Raw genomic sequence first — 23,181 nt, forward strand, 5'->3', positions numbered from 1 at the left:
GTGATTTCAGGAAGGGCGTTACGACGAGGATGAAGGACCGGTCACCACCGCCCCGACATGGCGGTCGCGTCCGGCGGCGGCACCGGCGACGGACGCCACGAGGCAGATGGCGATGAATAGCACGCCGACCGCTTGCCAGTCTCCGGACCAGTCATGCAGCAGCCCGACCGCCAGCGGTCCCGCCGCCGCCAGGGTGTAGCCGACGCTTTGCGCCATGCCGGACAGATAGGCCGCGACATGGCTGTCCGCCGAGCGGAGCACGATCAGGGTCAGCGCCAGGGCGAAGTTGCCACCCTGCCCTATTCCCAGCGGAACCGTCCAAAGCCAGACGGTTTCCAGCGGCGCGTGGAAGATTCCCAGCAGGCCCACGATCGTGCAGCCCATCAGGAAGACCGCCGCGAAGCTTTGGCTGGCTCGGCGCGTCGCCAGCAGCGGAGCCAGGAGCGCCGCCGGGATCTGGATGATGACTGAGCTTGAGACCACCAGACCGGCCATGACGGGATCCAGGCCGCGATCGCGCAACAGAGGCGCCAGCCAGCCGAACAGCATGTAGGCGACGCTCGATTGCAGGCCCATGTAGAGCGTGACCTGCCACGCCAGGGGATCGCGCCACAGCCCCGTCACCCGCCGCACCTGGGTGACGGGACCTTCCCGCCGTCCTTTTCCGGACAGCGGCAGCCAGACCAGCGCCGCCATGACGGCCGGCACGGCCCAGAACGCCAGGGCCGCGGGCCAACTGCCGCCGAACAAGCCCTGGAGCGGGACGGTGACCCCGGCGGCCATCGAGGCGCCCGCGCACAGCGCCATGGTGTAGATGCCGGTCATCAGGCTGGCGCGTCCGGGAAAGTCGCGCTTGACCAGACCGGGCAGCAGGACGCCGATGATGCCGACGCCGATCCCGGCCACGATCGAGCCCACCAGCAAGCCCGGGAAGCCGAACACGCCCCGCGCCGCCGTTCCCGCCGCCATGATCAGCAGGAACAGCACGATCGTGCGCTCGGTGCCGAAACGGCGGGCCAGACGCGGAGCCAGGAAGCCCGAAAGCCCGAGGCACAGGACCGGCGCCGTCGTCAGGATGCTGGCACCCGCCGCCGAGATGCCGGTGTCGCGGATCACCTCCGGCAGGATGGGCCCCAGGCTGGCCAGCATCGGGCGCAGGTTCAAGGCCACCAGCATCAGCGCGGCGCCCAGCAACAGGGGATGAGAACGCGCGGCGGCCGGCGTGGCCGAGGGGGAATCCTCGGCGTCGATCAGAAGATCGTCCGCCAGAGTCGGCTTACGCTCCTCCGCTGCCAACCTGTTCATCGGAATTGGACCCACGGCTACGGATTGTTCCGGCAGTGGGTAACATCAATGTCCGGTCAACCTGATATGCTATTTCCGCAGGCGGGGCAGTCTCCCCACTTACGGGAACCTAACCGGGTCAATGCTTGGTCGGGGAAATCCCATCCAGGACCGCCGTTGGCAGGCCCATGAACATGTCCGATTCCTCGTCGTCCACCAGCGCCGTGTAGTCCGTCAACGGCAGCAGCCGGAGCACCGAGGCGGTGCCGTTGGCGTCCAGGTCGCAGATGGCGACCCAGCCGCCGAAACCGACAGCCAGCGCCGCGACCTCGGCCATGCCCATGTCCAACAGTTCGCGCGCGATCGTTTGCTCCAGCCCCGAGATTTCGGCGCCATTCAACCGGGCATCGCGGACGGAAGCCGGATCGGAGGGCCACACGACGCGGTTCACCGCCGCCTCTTCCGTGCCCGGCGCGGCCTTGGCGCCCTCGTCCCACAACTTTTCGTCAACTAGCAACAAAACCTGTATACCTTCGAGATAAGTATCGGTCTGACAGACCGCGACCTGCCCCGCCGCCCGCGCGACCGCGAAACCGGCATCGGTGGCCGTCGTCGGACCCTCCGCCGCCAGCCTTCGGACAGCGGCCAGGATTTCGTTGCGAGCGTTTTCCGGCAGCGCCTCGAACTCCCGGTCGGCCGGGGAGAGGAATTCAACATCGAACATGCTGGTATCACCGATACTAGGGCATTTACAGAGATTTATCGCCAGGGAAGTTTGCGCTATCCTTGGTTAACGATCTCTGAAGCCGTTCGGCCAATACCGATTTATGCCTAATGGGCGGGAGCCGACTGCGCGCTCCGGAGCCGCTGGGCGTAGATGTTGATGATCAAGGCTGCCAGGAGGATCAGGCCCCGGATCAGGATCTTCAGGAAACTGTCGATGTTGATGTGGTCCAATCCGTTGTTGAGCACGCCCAACACGAGCAGCCCGACGATGGTGTTGCCGATGCCACCCCGGCCGCCGAACAGGCTGGTGCCGCCGACCACCACGGCGGAGATCGAATCGAGCAGGTAGCTGTCGAACTCGTTCTGCTGGGCGCTGCCGAAATACGCGACGCCGACCATTCCGGCGGTACCGGAACAGACGGCCGAGATGATCATGACCGAAGCCAGCACCAGCTTGACGTTGACGCCGGAATACTCCGCCGCCTCCCGGTTGCCGCCCACCATGTAGACGTAGCGGCCGAAACGCGTGTAGGTCAGCACCAGATGGCCGACCAGCAGGAACACCGCCGCGACGATGACGACATAGGGGATCGGCCCCAGCGCCTTCTGCCCCAGCGTGGCGATCAGGGGCGGCACGTTGTAGGCGATCTGGCCACGGACAAGCATGGCGCAGATGCCGGCGCCGATCTGGAGCATGGCGAGCGTCATGATGAAGGACGGGATGCCGATCCTGGTGACGCCGAAGGCGTTGACGGCGCCCAGCGCGAAGCAGGATGCCAGCGCCAGCAGGATCGCGGCCCAGCCGTCCACCGGCACGTTGGCGATGTTGGCGTAGCTGTCCTGGAGCGTGAAATAGGCCAGTACGATGCCGGTCGCGTTGGCGACGCTGGCGACGCTCAGGTCGATCTCGGCGCACAGGATGACATAGGTCAGGCCCACCGCCATGATCGCGGTGATGGAGATCTGGTTGAGGATGTTGCCGACATTGCCCAGCGTCGCGAAGGACGGGCTGGCGATCGAGAAGAAGACGATCAGGAACAGCAAGGTCAGGAACGGGGCGATGTTGCTGAGCCGGCCGCGAAGCCAGTTCATCACGGCCGGGCTGGCCCCCCGTCCCGTCTCGGTCACGCGTGCGCTCATGTCATTTCCTTGAGGGATTCGGATCCTTGAAGATATCAGGCGGCATCCAGCAGGCGGTCCTTGCTGACCGTCTCACTCGCGAACTCCCGGGCGATCTCGCCCTTCCTCATCACCAGGATGCGGTCCGACAGCGACAGCACCGTCTCCGGCTCGCTCGACACCACGACGATGCCGACGCCCTGCTCGCGCAACGATCGCACGATCTTGACCACGTCCTCCTTGGCGCCGACATCCATGCCGCGGGTCGGCTCGCTCAGCACCAGCACCTTCGGCAGGTAGGTCAACCACTTCGCCAGCCCGACCTTCTGCTGGTTGCCGCCGGACAAGGTGCCGAGCGCCTGGTCGACGCGCGGCGGCCGGATGCCGAGGCTGACGACATGCCGCTCCGCGAGGGATCGCTCGGCGGCGGGCCGCAGCAGAACCGGATGGAGCCGATCCAGGATCGAGATCGACATGTTCTTATAGATCGGCTCGTGGCTGAACAGCATGGAACGCCGGCTCTCGGGGACGAATGCCACCCCCGCCCGCTTGGCCGCCGCCGTGCCGTTGAGCGTCACTTGACGCCCGCCGATCGTCAGTGTGCCGCCGTCGGGCCGCAGCTTGCCGAACAGGGCGCGCGCCAGTTCCAGCTGGCCAGAGCCCATGAAGCCGTAGATCCCCAGCACCTCCCCCGCCCTGACGCGGAGCGACACGTCGCGGAACGCCCGGCCGTGGCGGAGCCCCGACGTCTCCAGCACCACGGCGGCGTCAGGCTTGCTATCGAGCATCATGTCGGAGGTGTAGCTCTCCTCCAGGTCCTCGTGACCCTTGCCGATCATGTTCTCGATCACCCAGCCCTTGGAGGCGTCCGACGCGGCGGCGGTGACGATCTTCCGGCCATTGCGGAAGATCGTCACGGTGTCCGACACGTTCAGGATGTCGTCCAGGAAGTGGGAGATGAAGATCATGCTGCGTCCGGATGCCCGCAGCCCGCGCAGCAATCCGAACAGCCGCTCGATCTCCGGCGGGGACAAGGCGGAGGTCGGCTCGTCCAGGATGATGATCCGGGCGCCCGAGAACAGCACCCGGGCGATCTCGATCAACTGCTGGAGACCGATTGGCAGCGATCCGATCGGCACCCGTGGATCGACGTCGATGCCCAGGTCGCGGAGGAGTTCCGCCGCCCGCGCGTTCATCCGCCGCCAGTCGACCACGCCGAACCGGGTGATCGGCTGGGAACCGAGGAAGACGTTCTCCGCCACCGTCAGGTCCGGAACGATGCTCAGTTCCTGGTGCACCATCCCGATGCCCGCCCTCAGCGCGTCGCGGGCCGAACGGAAGCGGAGCGGCTGTCCGTCGATCCGCAGCGTGCCGCCATAATCGGCGTGCACGCCCGCGATGATCTTCATCAAGGTGCTCTTGCCGGCACCGTTCTCCCCGACCAGACCGTGGATCTCGCCGGCGCGCAGCGTGAAGTCGACTTCCCGAAGCGCCGCGACGCCGCCGAAGGATTTGTTGATGCCGGCCAGTTCCAGCAGCGGCGGAGCCGCTTCCGTCCCAACGCCCATGCCGATGACCCGCTTTCCAGAGTGCCGTGCCAAAACGCGGTGAACTTGGATCAGATCAGGTAGTGATCCTGCATCCACTGCATTCCGGGCGCGTTCTCCTTGGTCACCACGGGACCATCCGTGATGATGTGTTTTGGAATGCCCTGCCCGCTTTTCTCGCCGTTGAGCACCGCCGCGACTCCCGCCAGCACGGCGCCGCCATGGATGCGGCACGACGGATTGCGGACCGTCGCGTGCATCCGCCCCTCGGTGACGGCCTGGAGCGCTGGCGGCATGGCGTCGACGCCGCCGATCTTGATGTCGGTGCGGCCCCGCGCCTTCATGACGTTCCAGGCGGCCAGCGCCATGTCGTCGTTGTGGAAGAAGGCGGCGTCGATCTTGGGGAACTTGGTCAGGTGGGTCTCCCAGATCCGCACGGCCTTGGTCACGTCCCAATCGGCCGGCGTGGTGTCCAGCACCTCGACCTTGGGGAACTTCTTGACCACCGACTCGAAGCCGCGGGCCCGACCCTGCGCGCCGGTGTGCCCGAGGGCGCCTTGGGTCATGATGATGGTGCCAGCGCCGCCGATGGCGTCGAGCAGCGCCTGGGTGACCGAGGCGCCCATGAACTCGTTGTCGGGCGCCAGGAAGCTGTGGACGTTGATCTGTTCCAGCGGGGCGATCAGCGTGTCCATGTCCAGCACGGGAACGCCAGCGTCGATCATCTTGCCGACGGGGGCCGTCAGCGTGCCGATGCCGAAAGCCTGGATCGCGACGAAGTCCCACTTCTGCGACGCCATGTTGTCGATCGCGGCGCGCTGTTTGGTGGCGCTCAATTCACCGTCGAACCAAGTGATCTCGACGTTGAGGAGCTTGCCCCACCACTCCGCCGCGCGCTTGCCCTGGGCGCACCAGGTCGCCTGGAGCCCGGCGTTGGAGAAGGCGGCCTTGAGCGGCTTTTCCGACCGCATGGTCTCCTTGACCATGTCGGCGGCGAAGGCGGGGCTGACGCCGAACCCGCCGAGCAGGGCGGCGCCCGCTCCGGCTGACGCGGTGGCGGCACGGATGAAACGGCGCCGCGACGGTTGCCGCGGTCCTATGCTGTTGGACATCGTGGTTCCTCCCGAACCTATGCGGGTCATTCGACCCGTTGCGTTATCCTTGCGGGGCCGTTTCCCCCATGGTGGAGGTTCCGGCTCCGGTGCGGCGCCGGTGTCTCGATGATCGCCACGCGTCGCTCCAATGAGTGTGACATAGCCCCAGCGCGCCGCAACCGACTCTTGAGGGCTATCCGTTCGTCCTTGCCCTCAAATCATGATGCCACCAGATAATCGTCCGTCGTCACCAGCTTCGCGTAGGCGAAGCCAAGCGCGGACATGAAGGCGGAGTGGGCGTGTACCGCCGGGACCAGGGTGCCGTCGAACTCCAGGTCGCGCGACGCGCAGGCGTCGTGGACGACGGTGCAGGCGTAACCGAAATCGGCGGCGGCCCGGGTGGCGGCGTCGACGCACATATGGCTCATGGCGCCGCATATCGTCAGGTCGGTGACACCATTCCGATCCAGGATGCCCTTGAGATCGGTTTCGCGGAAGCTGTTCGGAAAGTGCTTCAGCACGACGGTCTCACCCTCGATTGGCGTCACCTTGGGGTGTATGCGGGCACCGTCCGAGCCGGCGACGAAGAAGGGGGCCTCGGGGCGGGTGAACTCGTGACGGATGTGGACGACCATCTCGCCGGCCGCGCGCGCCGCGGCGAGCAGTCTGGCGGCATTGTCGGCCACCGCGTCCATGCCGCTCAGTGTCCACTTGCCGTCGGGAAAATAGTCGTTCTGGATGTCGATGATCAGAAGGGCTCGCTTGGACATGGTTCTGGCTCCTTGCCGTTGGGTCATTGGCGCGGGTCACGGCACCGCTGATGACCGTTGAGAACCATAGGGGAAGTTCGCCATGATGCGTATTGGCGGAACTGACATTATCGGGGCCAAAACTGACAGATGACGGGAGCGGGCGGATGATGGTCTCGCGCGACGCGATCGAGATCGGCCTGCTGATCTATCCCGGAGCGCAGCTATCGGCCGTTCACGGCTTGACGGACCTGTTCGCCGTCGCCAGCAGGCTCGCCGCGGCGTGCCAGGACGGCGAGGCCGCCGCTTTCCGGGTCAGCCACTGGCGGCTGTCGGCGGATGGAGGGGCGGTCGAGCCGGTGCCGGACCCCGATGCCGCGGCGCTCCAACCCATGTTGGCGGCGTTGATCGTGCCACCCTCGCTCGCCCGCGAACCGTTGGGAGACCGCGCCATTCCACTGACGCGCTGGATCGGTGAACGCCACGCCGCTGGCGCGGTGGTGTGTTCCGTCTGCGCCGGCGCCTTTCTCCTTGCCGAAACCAGGCTGCTCGACGGGCGGATGGCCACGACCCACTGGGCTTTGGCGGAGACGTTCGCGGAGCGGTTCCCCGACATCACGCTGGACGCGGACAAGCTGGTGGTGGACGACGGTGACATCATCACGGCGGGCGGCGTGATGGCCTGGGTCGATCTCGGCCTGCGTCTGGTCGAGCGCTTGGTCGGCCCCAGCGTGATGCAGGACACCGCGCGTTTCCTTCTGGTCGACCCGGGGGGCCGCGAGCAACGGTTCTACCGCGGGTTCGCTCCCAAACTGCGTCATGGCGACGCGGCCGTGCTGAAGGTCCAGCACTGGCTGCAATCTCACGGCGGCGGGAAACCGACGCTGCCGATGATGGCTTCCCATGCGGGACTGGGCGAGCGCACCTTCCTTCGCCGGTTTCACAAGGCGACGGGATTGAACCCGTCCGAATACCTCCAGCATCTCCGCGTCGGCAAGGCTCGGGAGATCCTGGAGTCTTCCGCGACGCCGATAGAGCAGGTCGCCTGGGCCGTGGGTTACGGGGATCCCGGCGCGTTCCGCAAGGTATTCCACAAGCTGGTGGGACTTTCGCCCGGCGAGTACCGGCGGCGGTTTGGGATTTCACAGGCGAGGTGACGAACCTTGTCGGGACCACCTTGGTTCACGGTCCGATGATGATCTGATGGTACCCACTCAAGTCCGTTCTGTTGATGTATTCGCTCGATCCCACCACGATCAGTCGATATCTCCCAAGGCCCTCCGTCTCGCCGATCCTGAGAAAGTCAGCCGCAGCGGGGTTCTTCGCCTGCCACTCGCAAGTTGGGAGCGGCGCGGCGTCGGCTCGGCTCTCGTAATCCACGGTGAGGTCGAATTGGGTGCCGGCGGGAACGCGGACGTGGATCTGATTGACATAGTGCCACCAGGGCGTCCGCGAGGTCACGGTCTGGATGCCCTTGCCCTGGTTCGTCATCCTCGCCATCAAGCCATAGCCGTCGCGCGGATTGCCGGGAATGACGATGATCGTGACGTATTGATCGGTGTGGGAGGTGAAGCCGTAACGATCCGCGCTTCCGGCCCGCTCCAACATGCCATCGACCACGAAAGAGGTGTCCTTGGACACGGTGGGATCCATCGCGGTCGATTTCGAGTAGAACTCCACCAATTCATAAGTGCGGGGTTGATCGGGATGGTAGTCAACCGCGCGGGCGAACGCCGCGCGCTTGGTCACCCGGTCGTAATAGACACCTCGCTTCGGTCCCGTCTTGCCGCTGTCGTCGTAAAGGGACTGGACCGCTCCAAGTGGTCCGAAGGCGCCCAAGGGTCCCAAGGGACCGAGGGGACCCACGGGGCCCAACGCCGCCCAGATGCCACCGGCTTGGAGGTGCTTGACCCCGCGCATCGTGCCGAAACCCAGATCAGCGATCTGATCGAACGCGCAGTAACCGTCCCCGACAGCCCCCTCCGGTCCAAGTGGCCCGTTCCTTCCCAGGGGGGAGACTTGGTTGGCTTGGGTGAACAAGGTCGCGAACCAAGCGCCGTAAATGTCGGAGGCCATGCCGATTGCCGCCGCGACGCTGACGGCCCCAGTCGTGCCCAGCTTTTCGGGATCGAAAGCCCCGAGCGGGCCCTTCGGCCCCAAGGGACCAAAAGGTCCGATCGGTCCGCAATAACCGAGTGGGCTATGGGTATAATCCAGGGATCCCGTATGCGGCCCGGGAGTTTTCGTCATCATGACAAACGGGGACGAGAACGCCGGCGTCACCAGCATTTCCCTGGCTGAGTTGTAGCCTCCGAGGACATCGCTGCGATCGAGCTGGTCCTTCAACTCGATCAGCGTTTCTCCCGTGACGTAGAGTTGCTTGCTTTCCCAATTCGCGTATTTGGCTTCACACGCCGACTTCGCTTGGGCGGATTGGACGAACGCGAGCACCAGCGCGACGACAATGGACACGGTCCAACATGGGCTTGTTCTCGGGAGGCGTGAGGAACACCGATACTCCTGGACCGTGGACATCATCATGGGACCCTTGAGCGCACCAGATGTCAGAAACATCCGATAAATTGTTGTAGAGCTAAAAATATATTTAAAAAAACTACTGAACACATATCAATACCAATTAAAAAGCGTGATAATATGCCTCATCCCGCTTTGCGGTGGTATGCTGGGGAATGGCGCGTCCTCCTTCGCGCGCGATCTGCCCTCATACAAGACACGCCGCGGGTGTTTGGGCGAGGCCGGCGGAAGTCGGCGTATCTGTGGAGAGGCAATGTGGACGAGCCGTTTCTTGTCGGCACCATCATCGCGGCGCTGGCGATCGTCCAATCCGTCTTCGGGGTCGGCTTGCTGGTGTTTGGCACGCCGACCCTGCTGCTGCTGGGGCTCGATTTTCCTGAGGCGCTTGGCTTGCTGCTGCCGGCGTCGATCGCGATTTCGGCCATTCAGACAGCGTCAGATCCCACGCGGGTGGCGACGATCTGGCGGAGCGGGCGGCCGCTGCTCTCTATCGGCCCGTTGATCGTCAGCCTTGCCGCGGTCCTGGCCCTGGGCCTTCAAGCGCGCGTGGACGTGCTGATCGGGTTGACGCTCGTCGCGGCGGCGGCGATTCGCCACGATGACAGCCTGCGGCGACGGATCTCCCGCCTCATCGTTTCTGGTGAACGCCCCTACCTGATGGCGATGGGTGCCGTACACGGTTTGACGAACATGGGCGGCGCGTTGCTCACGCTCTACGCGGCCGCGCATCAGGACGACAAGCATGGGATCAGGGGAACGATCGCGACATACTACCTTATGTTCGCTGTCGCCCAAGTCGCTACGCTGGTGATCATGAGACCGGACGTCTTGGGGTGGCGAAGCCTTCTGGCGGTGATCATCGCGGCGTTCGGATATTGGCTCTGTGGCCGGATCGTGTTCATGAGGGCGACGCCGCGCGTCTACGATCGGGCGGTCACCGGTTTCATCGCGGCTTACGGCGCCGCCGTCCTGGTCAAGTCGATGCTCTGATCCGGCGCGTCGACGGCGTCCCTCGCTCGGAGGTTCTTGTAAAAGAAGGTCGTGTCGCACGGCCGCCCATCGGGGAACAAGGCGTAGCCCGGCACCTTCCCAACCGCCGTCCAGCCCAGGCGGGCATAGACGCGCTCTCCCGCCTCGCCGCTGGCGGTGTCGAGCACCAGCAGCGTCCGGCCGGCTGTGCGGGCGGCGGTCTCCGCCGCGGCCATGAGGGAGGCTGCGACTCCCCTGCCCCGCGCATGGTCACGCACCAGCAGCTTGGCGATGTCAGCGCGGTGCGGCTGATTCTCCTGAGGCGCCGGGACCATTTGGACCGTGCCGACGATCACTTCCGCCCTCGCCACGATCAACACCCGCTCGCCGCGTGCGACGCCGTCGGCGACGCCCTCCCAGAACGCGGCGGCCTTGTCGCGGGACAGTGGCGCCATGAAGCTGACCGAGGCGCCGCCGTCGACGCACTCGATCAGCACGTCGCAAAGCTCGGGGATCGCGGCCCGGGCGCCTGCCGCGTCCAGCACCTCGATCGCCATGTCACAGGAGCTTGATGACGCGTCGCTTGGCTTCATCGCTGCCTTCCACATAGGTCTGGGTGGTCGCCAAGCTGGTGTGCCCGGCCAATTGCTGGACATCGCGCAGGGAACCGCCAGCCTTGGTGATCAGGCGGGCGGTGCTGGTGATGAAGGTGCGGCGGCCGGAGTGGCTGGAGAATCCTACCAATCCCAACTCGTCATACATCTGGCGGAACATCAGCACGATCGAATTGGGCGCCATGCAGACCAGCCGACGGTCCTCGGGATCCTCCGGGTTCTGGCGCATCGCCCGCTCGGACAGGATCAGCGGATCATTGGGACCGCCAGGCACGGTCCCGAACAGCGTGATGACATGGGCTCGGAGGCTGGAGTGCATGGGAATGACACGGCCGGCTCCCCTCTTGCGGATGCCTTCCTCCAGGATGATCTCGTCACCGATGCCGCCGCCGCCGTCCATCACGTGGCCGCGCCGCAATTTGGCGATTTCGGTCGCCCCCAAGCCCGCGCGAACGCTCAGCAGCACCACGACACGGTCGCGGTGGGGATAGCGCCGCCGCTCGCCGCACCAGCGCAGGCAGGTTTCGACCTGTGCGTCGTTCAGCAGTTCCGCGCGTCGGTTGGTGGTTTCGCTCATGAAGAATGAATACCCAGGAGAGGCGGCTTTGCCAAGCTTTGTGGTGTCATTTTGTTGATTGGTGTTGTGAGGTTTAGTGTAGTTTTAATATGTAATATAAATATACGACCCATCGTAAAAACATCAGTTTCAACATGAGTTGGCTTGGCGGTTACCATGCCGGGCACGGCGCGCTCGACCGAGCCATCACTGATCTACTCGGGTTTCTGGTCCAGACGATGCGACCCTAACCGGCAGGCCCGCTACTCGGTCCCCCGCGCGAGTTGGAGGATCCTGTCGACGGGAGGCCGGGGTGGATGGACCCGGTCGGCGCCGCGCCGGCTTCTGGAAGTCTGGACCGCGATGGCGATCCAACTGGCATGGAAGAGGAAGCCCGCGAGCAGGACCAGTTGGCCGGGCACCGGGCCGATGGTGGCGCGGACGAAGATTTCATCCAGATGGGTGATGGGCATGGGGTGGATCAGCAGCTTACCGATATAGGCCACCACCTGGATCATGAATATCCAGCCATAGTTGCGGCGCAGCCGCCGCCCCGCCGCCTCGATCAACGTGATGTGCAGGTTGGGCTGGCGATAATCCTGGTAGAGGATCTCGTTCCAGCCGTTGTCGGTCCGCACCCCCTGCCCCCGCAGGATCGGGCCGAAGAAATTGACCTCCAGCACATGCGCCCGGATGCGCCAGAAGTCGAAGAAGCGATAGCGCCTCGCCTCGATGTGGAGGAACACCGCCACCAGCAAACCCACCAGCACCAACGGGAGCGGCGTCGCCGCGGCGCTGCTGTAGGTCAGCGTCAGCGCGATGCCTGTCGTCACCACCGCCCAGTTGGTCGTGGCATCCAGCCGCGTCCGCCACACGGTGCTGCGATACAACTCCCCCCGGTACAAATGCGCCAGCGCGCCGATCTCGGGCGCGCTGAACGTGGGTGTCTCAATGGTGGGCTTGATGTCGACCTTGACGTCGGCCACGGCTTCCTCCCTGTTTTTCAGGTCAGATTATACCGATCTGTCCATGTAAAACAGGGTGGTCGAGGCAACCAGCGGCTTGAGCAGGCCGATCCCAGCATCACCGCGTATGGGTTGGCCAAGGCGAAGCGGCGGCCAACCCACGGTGCAAAGCTCCCCTACCGAGCGTGATCGTCTAGATCAGCCCATACTGCCGCGCCTTGTTACGGAGGAAGGGCAGGCCGTCGGCCAGAACCTCCTCGCGGTCGCGGGCGACCGGGCGCCAGACGGAAAGCGCGGTGGCAACCTGCGGCGGCAGTTCGATGAAGCTCTCCATCGCCATGCCGCCCTTGAAGCCGATCGCGGCCAACGCGCCGAACACCTCGTCCCAGGCGACGGTGCCGGTGCCGGGCACGCCCCGGTCGCTCTCGGACAGATGGATGTATTTCAGGTGCTCGCGGGCGCGGAGGATGCCGTTGGCGACGCCCTTCTCTTCGATGTTCATGTGATAGGTGTCGAGGTGGACGAACACGTTGGGAGCGCCGATACGCTCCAGCATCGAGACAGTCTGGTCGGCGGTGTTCAGCATGTGGTTCTCATACCGATTGACCGCCTCCAGGCCGATCTCCAGGTTCAGCTTGCGGGCATGGGCCGCCGCCTTCTCCATCACCGAGGCGACCGCGTCGAGTTCCCCTTGGGTCGGCGGCTTGCCGGTGCGCTCGCCGATCGAGCCATAAACCACGCCGCTCAACGCCTTGGCTCCCGTCGCCGCCGTCTTGTCCAGCGCCATGGTCAGGAATTCCAGCGCCTTGCCGGGATTGTTGGTCGGGCGGCTGTCATCCGGCAGGCCGAGCGAGCAGACGGCGGTCAGCTCATGCTGTTCCAACAGCTTGCGGGTATGCTCGGCGTCAACCGCGGGCGGGTCCAGCAGCGCGATCTCGACGAAGGCCAGCCCATAGCGCTTGGCCTCCGGGATCGCCAGATCGGCGGCTTTCCGGCTCCAATCGAGCGACCACAGACTGGTGTGTACGCCAAAACCTTGCATGGAAGTTTCTCCTTTGAAAGCGGATGGGAAATCAGGTCAGGGCCGGTGGGGCGATCTGCTCGCCCACAGGTACCGGATCACCATGACCAGGATCAGGAAGGCGCCCCATAGGGCGGTCGCCAAGTGCTGGTTGGCACCCAGCAGATTCAAGCCGGAGGCGATGACCTGGAGGATCAGCAGGGCCACCGCCACCGGCAGGGCCCGGCCGAAACCGCCGAACGGATCGACCCGGCCGAGGAAGCAGGCCAGCACGGTGATCAGCAGATAGGCCTCGCCATGCCCGACCCGGACCGAGTTGAAGCGCGCCAGCATCAGCACGCCCGCGATCCCGCACATCACGCCGGATAGGGTGTAGACCAGCATCAGCGTGCGCCGGGTGTCGATGCCGGAATAGCGCGTCGCCTCGATGTTCGAGCCCGCCATGTGGATGGTCAGCCCAAGGCGGGTCCGGCTGAGCAGCACGTGCCACGCCAGCACGCAGCCGATCAGCAGCCATAAGGGAACCGGCAATCCGGCGAACCAGCCATGACCGATCAGCCTGACGAATTCCGGAAAGCCGGAGATGTCGCCGCCCCGCGTCAGGAACTCGCCCAGCCCGCGCAGGAAGATCATCATGCTGAGCGACACCAGGATCGGATGCGCGCCGGTATAGGCGATCGCGGCTCCCATCACCAAGCCGACCAGCGCCCCGACCGCGAGGGCGGCGAAGACGCCCAGCGCGAAGGCGAACATGCCCGCCTCAGCCCCGCCATGGGCCTGGAGCACCCAGGCCAGCGCCAGACCCGAGATGTTGGCGGTGAAGGTGATCGCGAGGTTCAGTCCACCGGACAGGATCGGGATCAGCATCGCCAGGGTCAGCAGTCCCAGTTCCGGCAACTGGAAAGCGATCGAGGCGAAGGTCGGCGCCGTCAGGAATCTGTCCGTGGCGAGGCTGAAGCCAAGAACCACGAGCGCCAGGAACAGCAGCAGGCCGCCGACCTCGCTGGTCGAGCCCCAGGCTACCAGCCGGCCAGTCAGGGTGGGTGCGCCCGCCGCCGGCCGCGTGGTGGTGGTCCGGCTCATGACGGCACCCGCTCGGGCCGTGTCCGGAAGCCGCTCAGCAGGCTCGCCATGCCGCTGTTGGACAGCGTGATCGCGACCAGGATCACGGCGCCGACGATCATCTTGAAGGCGTAGGGCGAGACGCCCAGCAGGTTGAGCCCGTTCTGGGTGATGGCGACCAGCGCCACGCCCAGGATCGCTCCCAGCAAGGTGCCCCGTCCGCCCCCCAGCCGCGCTCCCCCCAGCACCACGGCGGCGAGCACGTCCAACTCGCGGCCATATAAGGCGTTGGGCACGACCTCCTGCGCGTAATGGGCCTGCATCAGCCCGGCGATCCCGGCGGTGACGCCCAGCCAGCCATAGGCCAGGTAATGCATCGCCGCGATGTTGATGCCGACCCGCCGCGCGCCTTCCGGATTGTCGCCCATGGCGTAGAGCTGTCGGCCGGCCGTCGTGCGCCGGATCAGGAACCAAGTCGCCACGATGACCACGATCATGACGGCGACCGGCAAGGTCAGCTCGGCGTAGCCATTGGCGGTGTCGAACTCGAACAGGATGATCCGGTCCAGCCACCAGTCCGGCAGATCATAGATCGACACGCCCTGCGTCAGGAACATCAGGGCGCCGAAGAACAGGTTGAAGGTCGCGATCGTGACCACGATGGAGATGATGCGGAAACGCCAGATCAAGGTGGCGTTCAAGGCTCCCAGCGCGAAGCCATAGCAAGACGCCACCGCGAAGCCGATCGCCCAATTGCCTCCCCCCAGGTGTCCCACGGTCAGCGCCGTCAGGTACTGCGTGACGGAGGCCGCGACCGCGAACGAGATGTCGATGCCGCCGGCGATCAGCACGACCAGCAGTCCCGCCGCGAAGATCACGTTGACGGCGCTGATGTTGAGCAGGTCGAACAGGTTGACCAGCGTCAGGAAGGTGTCGGTGGTCAGCCCCAGGAACAGGCACATCGCCGCGATCACCACGATCAGCCAACGCTCGGTCGAGCCGATGCCAAGCAAGGGGTTCCTACGCATGGACATGGCTTTCGATCCGGTCGATCGGGGTGGCACCAGGCAGGTACTCGTCGATCAGGCGACCGTCGCGCATGTGCAGGATCCGGTCGCAGTTGAAATAGACCTCGGGGATCTCGTCGGAGATCAGGATGATGGCCATGCCCTCCTCGGCGAGCTTGTGGACGATGGCGAAGATGCCGGCGCGCGCACCCACGTCGACGCCGACCGTCGGCGAATCCAGGATCAGGACCTTGGGCTCGGTCGCCAGCCACTTGGCCAGGACGATGCGCTGCTGGTTGCCGCCGGACAAGGTGGAGACCGCGTCCTCCGGCCGGCCGATCTTGACCGACAAGCGGCGGACCCACTCCGACACCAGCACCGATTTCCGCTTCTCCGACAGCAGCCCGGCCGCCCCCAGCAGGCGGTCGAGCACCGGCAGCGCCGTGTTGTCGGCGATCGACTGCGGCTGGACGAGGCCGAGCGAGAGTCGGTCCTCCGACACATAGGCGATGCCGGCGTCGATCGCGTCACGGTTCGACCGCAGGCGCAGCGGCTCGCCGTTCAATAGGATCTCCCCGCCGTCGGGCCGGTTCATGCCGAACAGCGACAGGGCCAATTCGGTCCGCCCCGCGCCCAGCCTGCCGGTGACGCCGACGACCTCGCCCCGGCGCACCGTCAGCGAGACATCCTCGTAATCGCCGCGCCGGGTCAGGTTCCTGACCTCCAGCACGGTGGCGCTGGCCGAGTGGTCGGCGGCGCGGACCGCTTGGTCGAAGGTCTGGCCGGTCATCAACTCGGTCAGCCGCGTCTGCGTCATGCCCTGTGTCGGAAAGGTCCCGACGTTGCGGCCGTCGCGCAGAACCGTGACGCGGCCGCAGACCTCCAGCACCTCGGCCAGACGGTGACTGACGAACACGACCGCGATGCCGTCGGCCGACAGCCGGCGGACGATGACCAGCAGCGCGTCGGTCTCGGCTTGGCTGAGCGAGGCCGTCGGCTCGTCCATGAAGACCAGCCGGGCGTCGGCGATCAACGCCCGGCAGATCGCCACGATCTGGCGCTGCGCTATCGACAGTTCCCGCAGCGGACTGTCCAAGTCCAGCGTCACGCCCAACCGGGCGAGGATGCCCGCCGCCGCGTCGCGCATGGCCGAGTAGTCGACCAGCCGCAACCCAGCCCCCAGGTTACGCTCGAACGCGATGTTCTCCGCCACCGACATCTCGGGGAACAGGGCCAGATCCTGCCAGATCACCTGGATGCCGAGCGAGCGGGCGACGCCGGGGGTCAGCCCGTCGATCGGCTCGCCGTCGAACAGCATCGTGGCGCCCGGCTCCGGACGGTAGACGCCGCTGATGATCTTGATCAGCGTGCTCTTGCCCGAGCCGTTCTCGCCGGCGAGGCACAGGACCTCGCCCGGCGCCACGTCGAAGGAGACCGATCGCAGCGCCTGGACGCCGCCGAACACCTTCGACACGTTGTCAAGTCGAAGCAACATTGCTTTTACCGATCAAACGGGGGCGGGTGCTCACAGACCCAGTTCGGCCAGCTTGTCGACCGTGTCCTTGTTCAGCTCGACCAACTGATCGACGATGATGTTGCGCTCGGTGAAGTCGGGATGGACCTTGCCCAGCCCTTCGATCTCCATTCCGTCCTTGATCTCCTGGCCCTTCGCCAGCATGTCGCCCAGCGTGACGAAGACCTTGCCAGCCTCCATCGGGTTCCACATGAAGCCGCCGGTCAGGACGTCGTCATGGACCAGCCGGCGGCCCTGTCCGGGAGAGAACGGACCGAGCACCGCGATCTCGCCGCCCTTGCGCCGCTCGCTGACGGCGCGCGCGGCGCCGATCGGGCCCTGGCTGCCGAAGGCGAGGAAGCCTTTCAGGTCGGGATGGGCGCGCATCAGGTCGAGCGCGGTGCGGCGCGATTCGTCGACGTTCTCCGCGACGCCATAGCGGTCGCCGACCAGTTCCATCTCCGGATTGTTCTTCTTGAGATAGGCGATCGCCGCGTCGGCCCAGGCGTTGTGCAGCGGAACCGTCAGCGAGCCGACGAACACGGCGTACTTGCCCTTGCCGCCCAGCTTGTCGGCCAGCATCTTGCCATAGGCGTCGCCGAAGCCATCCACCGAGGCCAGCTCGAAGTTCCAGTCGGCGTTCTTCTGCTTGGGTGATTCGTGGGTGATCACCTTGATGCCGGCGTCGCGGGCGCGCTGAAGTACCGGCTCCAGCACCTCGGCGTCGTTCGGGACGACACCGATCACGTCGACGCGCTGGGCGATCAGGTCCTCGACCGCGCGGACCTGCAGGGCGGGATCAGCGCTGGTCGGGCCGACCATCACGGCGTCGACGCCCAACTCCTTGGCGCGCTGCTTGATGCCGGCCTCCATGGCGTTGAACCAGGGGATGCCACCAATCTTGACGACCACGCCCATGCGGGTCGCGGCATCGGCGTTCGAGGGGATGGCGGTGGCGGTCAGGCCGATCGCGAAGGCGCCGGCGAGCAGAAGCCGGCTGAGCTTGCTGGTCATGTTTCCTCCATGTGTTTCTTTCCAGCTTGTCGCCGGATTGCTTTTGTTTCGCCGGACAACGCTAAATCCATTTAGCAAATCGGTCAAGATGATCTATCATCCCTCCCCAAAAGGTGCTCCATCCAGGCAATGGACCCAGGAGATGGGTGAAGGGTACCGGGAGGAAGGCGACCAGATGGCATCGGACCGGGGACAGCGGAAGTCCACCATCTATGACATAGCGACGTCCACGGGGACGTCGCCCTCGACCGTCAGCATGGTGCTCAACGGCACCTGGCGGCGCTACCGCATCAGCGAATCCACGGCGGAACGCGTGCTGGGCGCCGCGCGCGCCATCGGCTACGCCGTCAACATGAAGGCCCGCGGGCTCCGGCTGGCGCGCTCCGGACTGGCCGGCATGATCATGCCGCACTACCGCAACCGTTTCTTCGCGGGGCTATCCGAGAGTTTCGAGGCGGGCGCCCGCGAGCGCGGATTCTGTCCGATGGTGGTCAGCACCCAGCGGCGGCCCGAGACGGAGCGCGAGGTGGTGGAGCGGCTGCTGTCGCATCAGGTCGAATTCCTGTTCATCGTCGGCGTCGCCCGGCCCGAACCCTTGAACGACCTGTGCCGCGCCGCCGGCACGCCCTGCGTCAACATCGACCTGCCGGGTGCCAACGCCCCGTCGGTCGTCAGCGACAACCGGGGCGGCGCCGCCATGCTGACCGGCCTGCTGCTGGACAAGATCGCGGCCACCGGCGGCGGTGCCGGAAGCGGCGGCGCCGATCTGCACTTCCTCGGCGGCGTCGCCGGGGAATACGCTACGGAGGAACGCGTCGCCGGCTTCCAGGAGGCGGTCGCCGGACATGGCTTCACCGTCTCCAAGACCCACATCCACCGCTGCGGCTACTCGCCCGCGACGGCCCGCCAAACGGTCGAGGAAATGCACCATCGCCTTGGTGGCATGCCCGCCGGTTTGTTCGTCAATTCGATCACCGCCTTCGAGGGCGCCATCCAGTTCTTCAAGTCCCTGGAGCCGGACGCCTTCCGCGACCGCTTCATCGGCTGCTTCGACTGGGACCCCTTCGCGGCCTTCCTGCCCTTCCCCGTCACCATGCTGCGGCAGAACGTGGAAGCCATGATCGACCAAGCTTTCGTCTATATGGAGGAGTACAGGGTGGACGCGTGCCCAATGGTCAAGATCCCTCCCCAGTTCGGGCCATCCGGGACGGTGCCGCGTCATGGCTGAGACCTATCTCGGGATCGATGTCGGCACATCGGCCGTCAAGGTCGTGCTGGTGGATCGGACGCAGGCGCCGCTCGCTTCCGCCTCCACCGGATTGATGACGTCCCGCCCGCGGCCACTGTGGTCCGAACAGGACCCGGAGGACTGGTGGCGCGCGACCCAGACCGCCGTGGCGGAGATCCGGCGACAGGCACCCGACCGCTTCTCCACCATCGCAGCGATCGGCTTGTCCGGACAGATGCATGGCGCGGTGCTGCTGGACGACCAAGACCGTCCCCTCCGTCCCGCCATCCTGTGGAACGACGGACGCGCCACGACGGAGTGCGCCGAGTTGGCGGCGGAAGTTCCAGGCCTGGGCCGGATCGCCGGCATCACCGCCATGCCCGGCCTCACGGCGCCGAAACTGCTATGGGTCCGCCGACACGAGCCCGACCTGTTCCGGCGCGTCGCGCGTGTCCTGCTGCCCAAGGATTACATCCGGTTCAAGCTGACGGGCGAGGCGGTGACCGACCCGTCCGACGCCGCTGGCTCGCTCCTGCTGGACGAGGCGGCGCGCGACTGGTCCCCTCCCCTGCTCGACGCCTGCGGTTTGACGCTCGCCCAGATGCCGCGCGTCGTGGACGGCACGTCCGCCGCCGGATGCCTGATCCCCGCGGTGGCCCAGGACTGGGGGTTGACCCACCGGACCGTGATCGTCGCGGGTGGCGCAGGCGACGCGGCGGCCGGAGCGGTCGGGATCGGCGCCGTCACCGACGGCGACGCCTTCATCTCGCTTGGCACCTCGGCACAGATCTTCGTCACCACCGGGGAATACCGCCCGGCTCCCGAGACGCTGATCCACGGCTTCGCCCACACCTTGCCGGCCACGTGGTTCCAGATGGCGGCCCTGCTCAACGGCGCCAGCGTGGTGGAATGGGCCGCCCGGCTGGTCGGCGAAACCGACATCGGGGCCCTGTTGGCGCGCACCGAAGCGGAATTCGACAGCCGGGACCGGTCCAGGCGATTGCTGTTCCTACCCTATCTGGCGGGTGAGAGGACGCCGCACGACGACCCTCACGCTCGGGGCGTCCTATTCGGGCTGGCACCGGACACGACACCGACCGATGTCATGCTGGCGGTGCTGGAGGGCGTCGCCCTGTCGCTGCGCGAGGCGCGCGACTGTCTGACGGCGGCGGGAACGCGGGTCGATACGGCGGCGGTCATCGGCGGCGGTGCCCGAAGCCCGTTCTGGACGCGGCTCATCGCCTCGGCGCTCGGCATTCCCATCACCCGCTACGCCGGAAGCGAAAGCGGCCCCGCGTTCGGTGCCGCCCGGCTCGCCCGGATCGCCGTCACCGGAGAGGCGGTCGAGGCCGTTTGCGTCAAGCCGCCGGTGCTGGACGTCACGCGACCCGATCCGGCCCTGGGTGTCACCTACGACCAGACGTTCATCCGGTTCAAGCGGCTCTACCGGGCACTGAGGGAGGAATTCAAAGCGTGAACCACGACAAAAACACGCGCGTGGCGGTGTTCGACATCGGCAAGACCAACGTCAAACTGACGGTGGCGACCCGGGAAGGCGGAATCCTGGAAACGATCTCCGCTCCCAACGCGACCCATCCCGGTCCGCCCTACCGGCATCACGATCTGGCGGGGCTGGAGGATTGGCTGATGGAGGAGCTACGGACGCTGGCCACCCGCCACGCGCTCGGCGCCTTCGTCGCCTGCGGCCACGGTTCGGGCGGCGTGCTCGTCGGAGAGGATGGCCCAGCCGCGCCGATGATCGACTACGAGCAGCCGCTTCCCGACGACGTCGAGCGAGCATACGCGGCCTTGGCTGGATCCTATCGCGAGCGCGGCAGTCCAATCATGGTGGGCGCCACCCATCTCGCCCGGCAATTGCTGTGGCTGGAGCGTGGGTTTCCCGAGGCGTTCGGCCGGGCGCGCTGGTTCCTGGGGCTGCCGCAATTTTGGGCATGGCGGTTGAGCGGCGGCGCCGTGTCCGAGTTCACCATCCTGGGCGCCCAATCCCATTTGTGGAACGTGCCGGAACGGCGCGTCACAGAGATCGCCAGATCACAGGCTTGGAATTGCCTGATGCCACCCTTGGCACCCGCCTGGGCGCCGGTCGGACGCCTCAAGCCGGAGCTGGCGAAGCGCTTCGACCTGCCCGCCGACATGGACGTGCTGGCCGGGATCCATGACAGCAGCGCCAACTTCTACCGCTATCAGGCGGCGGGGCACGCCGACATGACCGTGGTGTCGACCGGAACCTGGATCGTCGGGCTGAGCGACGTGTTCGACCAGTCGCGCTTGAGCGAGGCGCGCGGCATGACCTGCAACGCCGATGTCGAAGGCCATCCCTTGGCGGGTGCCCTGACGATGGGCGGCCGGGAGTTCTCCCGCGTGGCGGGCGAGGATGGCGCCGCCGCCGTCACGGACGCCGCGACGGTCGCCCGCCTGATCGAGCGTGGCACCATGGCCCTGCCCTCCTTCGGTGACGAGGACGGCATGTTTCCGGGAAGCGCTGGCGCTGGCGCGATCATCGGGCCGCCCCCCGCGAACCCCTCGGAGAAGCGGGCGCTGGCCGTGCTCTACACGGCCCTGCTGACGACGGTGTGCCTGGACGCGCTCCGCGCCGACGGGCTGGTAGTGCTGGACGGCAGCTTCGTGCGCGACCCGCTCTACGCCGGCTTGGTGGCGGCCTCCCGGCAAGCCTCGGGCGCAGGAGCCCAAACCCTGTTCAATCTCGATTCCCAAGGAACCGCGGCCGGTTCGGCCCTGCTGGCCGATCATGTCCGGCGTACCGGACCCGTCGCGGTCACCTTGGAGAAACCGCCACGGCTGGATCTCCCCGGCTTGGCACCCTATCGCGCCCGCTGGTTGGAGCGGGCACGGGATGCCGCGGGATCCACCGCGGCGATGACAACGATGACGAGGATGGAAACGCGATGACAGCCGATACCGTCACCATGACGGATAACCAGGATCTCCGCCGCCAGATGGTGGAGACATGCCGCCAGATGAACGCGACCGGCATCAACCAGGGAACCGCCGGCAACCTGTCGGTCAGGACCGGCGACGGGTTCCTGATCACGCCGTCATCCCTGCCCTACGACCGGATGGAGCCGGACGATCTGGTCGAGATGGCGTTCGATGGCACCTATGTCGGACGCCGTCCTTCGTCGGAGTGGCGCTTCCACCGGGACATCCTGCGCCAGCGCGGCGACATCGACGTCGTTCTGCATTGCCACTCGCTGTACGCCACGACCCTGGCGGTCCACCATAAGACGATTCCGAGCTTCCACTACATGACGGGCGTCGCCGGCGGCACGACGATCCGGTGCGCCAAATACGCGACCTTCGGCACCCAGCAGCTTTCCGATTACGCCTTGGAAGCGCTGGAGGGGCGGCTCGCCTGCCTGCTGGGTCAGCATGGCCAGATTTCCCTTGGAAAGACGCTGGAGTCCGCGTTGTGGCTGGCGAACGAGGTGGAAACCCTGTCGCGGATGTATGTCCAGGCCTTGACGCTCGGCGAGCCTCCGATCCTGCCGGACGATGAGATGGAGCGGGTGATCGAACAGATGCGCCGGATGAGCTACGGGCAGGCGCCCGACCTTGATGGAATCAACGATATCGCCCGTCCGCGCCAAGCGGGCTGACACCAGCCGCTGTTTCAACGGACCAAAGATTCGCAGTTGTGGCCGGCGCCGGTGTTTTCAAGAACCGGTCCGGCCACAGGGCCGATGGACCTTAAGAATTTGCCGTCAAACCAAAAAAGTTGCGGAAACATCGCGGGCGGCCCAAAGAAATCCCAATTCCGCCATCATCGAAGTCTCACTTTTGTCGAATTTGCGAACGGGTTTTTTGCGCAGGCGCACAGGCGTTTTGGCTGTAATTTGCGTTCCAGTTAACCCGCCAACAAGAAACCATCCCTACCCTGGAAAGTTCAATAACGGCTTCACGAGTCCGTTCAAGGGAAGCTTGTGGACGATCGGCTGACTGGGGCGGAGTTTCGAAAATGGAATGAAAGTGAGATCATAATGAGCGCGATTTAGACTTCATTCCCTTGATGCTTTTTGGAGCGATCACTTTCATTAGGTGATCAGTGATGGCCGCTGATCCGCAGCACCCGCCATCCTAAAATTCCAGCAAAAACTCGGCAGTCAAAAAGCGCGAAAATCCTTCGGATTTAAGTGCGT

General features: G+C 65.7%; 21 protein-coding genes. 6 read left to right on the forward strand and 15 right to left on the reverse strand.

Annotated elements, in window-relative coordinates:
* Positions 1–18: 18 nt before the first annotated feature.
* The 6 genes from N825_RS18880 to N825_RS18905 form a co-directional block, all read right to left on the reverse strand.
* Entirely contained in the window at positions 19–1,305 is a 1,287-nt protein-coding gene (locus N825_RS18880; RefSeq protein WP_037455440.1) for a CynX/NimT family MFS transporter, read from the reverse strand.
* Between the two features lie 118 nt (positions 1,306–1,423).
* Positions 1,424–2,008 (reverse strand): hypothetical protein, encoded by a 585-nt coding sequence (locus N825_RS18885; RefSeq protein WP_037455442.1) that lies wholly within the window; start codon positions 2,006–2,008, stop codon positions 1,424–1,426.
* Positions 2,009–2,115: 107 nt separating this feature from the next.
* Entirely contained in the window at positions 2,116–3,150 is a 1,035-nt protein-coding gene (locus N825_RS18890; protein WP_037455444.1) for an ABC transporter permease, read from the reverse strand.
* A gap of 35 nt (positions 3,151–3,185) precedes the next feature.
* Positions 3,186–4,697, reverse strand: a complete 1,512-nt coding sequence (locus N825_RS18895) for a sugar ABC transporter ATP-binding protein (protein ID WP_037455446.1) — start codon at positions 4,695–4,697, stop codon at positions 3,186–3,188.
* Positions 4,698–4,747: 50 nt separating this feature from the next.
* On the reverse strand, positions 4,748–5,788 hold the full coding sequence (locus tag N825_RS18900; RefSeq protein WP_037455449.1) for a sugar ABC transporter substrate-binding protein: 1,041 nt from the start codon (positions 5,786–5,788) through the stop codon (positions 4,748–4,750).
* A 200-nt stretch (positions 5,789–5,988) separates the two neighbouring features.
* The gene (locus tag N825_RS18905) at positions 5,989–6,540 is read right to left on the reverse strand and encodes a cysteine hydrolase family protein (RefSeq protein WP_037455452.1); all 552 of its coding nucleotides are present in this window, start codon (positions 6,538–6,540) and stop codon (positions 5,989–5,991) included.
* Between the two features lie 146 nt (positions 6,541–6,686).
* Here N825_RS18905 and N825_RS18910 point away from each other — a divergent pair, with 146 nt between their 5' ends.
* The gene (locus tag N825_RS18910; protein WP_037455455.1) at positions 6,687–7,676 is read left to right on the forward strand and encodes a GlxA family transcriptional regulator; all 990 of its coding nucleotides are present in this window, start codon (positions 6,687–6,689) and stop codon (positions 7,674–7,676) included.
* 25 nt (positions 7,677–7,701) lie between these two features.
* Here N825_RS18910 and N825_RS18915 read toward each other — a convergent pair whose 3' ends face one another.
* The gene (locus N825_RS18915; RefSeq protein WP_037455458.1) at positions 7,702–8,991 is read right to left on the reverse strand and encodes a hypothetical protein; all 1,290 of its coding nucleotides are present in this window, start codon (positions 8,989–8,991) and stop codon (positions 7,702–7,704) included.
* Positions 8,992–9,309: 318 nt separating this feature from the next.
* Between N825_RS18915 and N825_RS18920 the strand changes: the two genes are divergently transcribed.
* Positions 9,310–10,044: a TSUP family transporter gene (locus N825_RS18920; RefSeq protein WP_037455461.1), complete on the forward strand. Its 735-nt coding sequence runs from the start codon at positions 9,310–9,312 to the stop codon at positions 10,042–10,044.
* On the opposite strand, the gene N825_RS18925 is transcribed toward N825_RS18920, so the two are convergent.
* From N825_RS18925 to N825_RS18960, 8 genes are all read right to left on the reverse strand, one after another.
* On the reverse strand, positions 10,008–10,616 hold the full coding sequence (locus N825_RS18925) for a GNAT family N-acetyltransferase (protein WP_245613169.1): 609 nt from the start codon (positions 10,614–10,616) through the stop codon (positions 10,008–10,010). The two genes, N825_RS18920 and N825_RS18925, sit on opposite strands and share 37 nt — an antisense overlap.
* Positions 10,582–11,214, reverse strand: a complete 633-nt coding sequence (locus tag N825_RS18930; RefSeq protein ID WP_037455464.1) for a tyrosine-type recombinase/integrase — start codon at positions 11,212–11,214, stop codon at positions 10,582–10,584. Before N825_RS18930 ends, N825_RS18925 begins: the two co-directional genes overlap by 35 nt.
* A 242-nt stretch (positions 11,215–11,456) precedes the next feature.
* Positions 11,457–12,179, reverse strand: coding sequence for a DUF2270 domain-containing protein (locus N825_RS18935; protein ID WP_245613170.1), 723 nt, complete (start codon positions 12,177–12,179; stop codon positions 11,457–11,459).
* 172 nt (positions 12,180–12,351) lie between these two features.
* A complete protein-coding gene (locus tag N825_RS18940; RefSeq protein ID WP_037455467.1) occupies positions 12,352–13,200 on the reverse strand; it encodes a sugar phosphate isomerase/epimerase family protein in 849 nt (282 codons plus the stop codon).
* Positions 13,201–13,236: 36 nt separating this feature from the next.
* Positions 13,237–14,262, reverse strand: a complete 1,026-nt coding sequence (locus tag N825_RS18945; protein WP_084164871.1) for an ABC transporter permease — start codon at positions 14,260–14,262, stop codon at positions 13,237–13,239.
* Positions 14,259–15,275: an ABC transporter permease gene (locus tag N825_RS18950; protein ID WP_198038551.1), complete on the reverse strand. Its 1,017-nt coding sequence runs from the start codon at positions 15,273–15,275 to the stop codon at positions 14,259–14,261. Before N825_RS18950 ends, N825_RS18945 begins: the two co-directional genes overlap by 4 nt.
* Positions 15,262–16,743: a sugar ABC transporter ATP-binding protein gene (locus N825_RS18955; protein ID WP_037455470.1), complete on the reverse strand. Its 1,482-nt coding sequence runs from the start codon at positions 16,741–16,743 to the stop codon at positions 15,262–15,264. The genes N825_RS18950 and N825_RS18955 overlap by 14 nt, the downstream gene beginning before the upstream one ends.
* Positions 16,744–16,773: 30 nt before the next feature.
* Complete coding sequence (locus N825_RS18960) at positions 16,774–17,775, reverse strand: substrate-binding domain-containing protein (protein WP_037455473.1); 1,002 nt, start codon at positions 17,773–17,775, stop codon at positions 16,774–16,776.
* A 175-nt stretch (positions 17,776–17,950) separates the two neighbouring features.
* Here N825_RS18960 and N825_RS18965 point away from each other — a divergent pair, with 175 nt between their 5' ends.
* Genes N825_RS18965 through N825_RS18980 form a run of 4 tightly spaced genes read left to right on the forward strand, consistent with a single transcriptional unit; the run spans position 17,951 to position 22,641 of the window.
* Positions 17,951–19,003 carry a LacI family DNA-binding transcriptional regulator gene (locus N825_RS18965; RefSeq protein WP_063833879.1) on the forward strand — a complete coding sequence of 351 codons (1,053 nt, stop codon included), beginning with the start codon at positions 17,951–17,953 and terminating at the stop codon, positions 19,001–19,003.
* Positions 18,996–20,480 (forward strand): xylulokinase, encoded by a 1,485-nt coding sequence (gene xylB, locus N825_RS18970; RefSeq protein ID WP_037455475.1) that lies wholly within the window; start codon positions 18,996–18,998, stop codon positions 20,478–20,480. The genes N825_RS18965 and xylB overlap by 8 nt, the downstream gene beginning before the upstream one ends.
* Positions 20,477–21,934 carry an FGGY-family carbohydrate kinase gene (locus tag N825_RS18975; protein WP_051512578.1) on the forward strand — a complete coding sequence of 486 codons (1,458 nt, stop codon included), beginning with the start codon at positions 20,477–20,479 and terminating at the stop codon, positions 21,932–21,934. Before xylB ends, N825_RS18975 begins: the two co-directional genes overlap by 4 nt.
* On the forward strand, positions 21,931–22,641 hold the full coding sequence (locus N825_RS18980; RefSeq protein ID WP_051512579.1) for a class II aldolase/adducin family protein: 711 nt from the start codon (positions 21,931–21,933) through the stop codon (positions 22,639–22,641). Before N825_RS18975 ends, N825_RS18980 begins: the two co-directional genes overlap by 4 nt.
* Positions 22,642–23,181: the final 540 nt, after the last annotated feature.

The sequence above is a fragment of the Skermanella stibiiresistens SB22 genome (genome assembly GCF_000576635.1).
GTDB lineage: Bacteria > Pseudomonadota > Alphaproteobacteria > Azospirillales > Azospirillaceae > Skermanella > Skermanella stibiiresistens.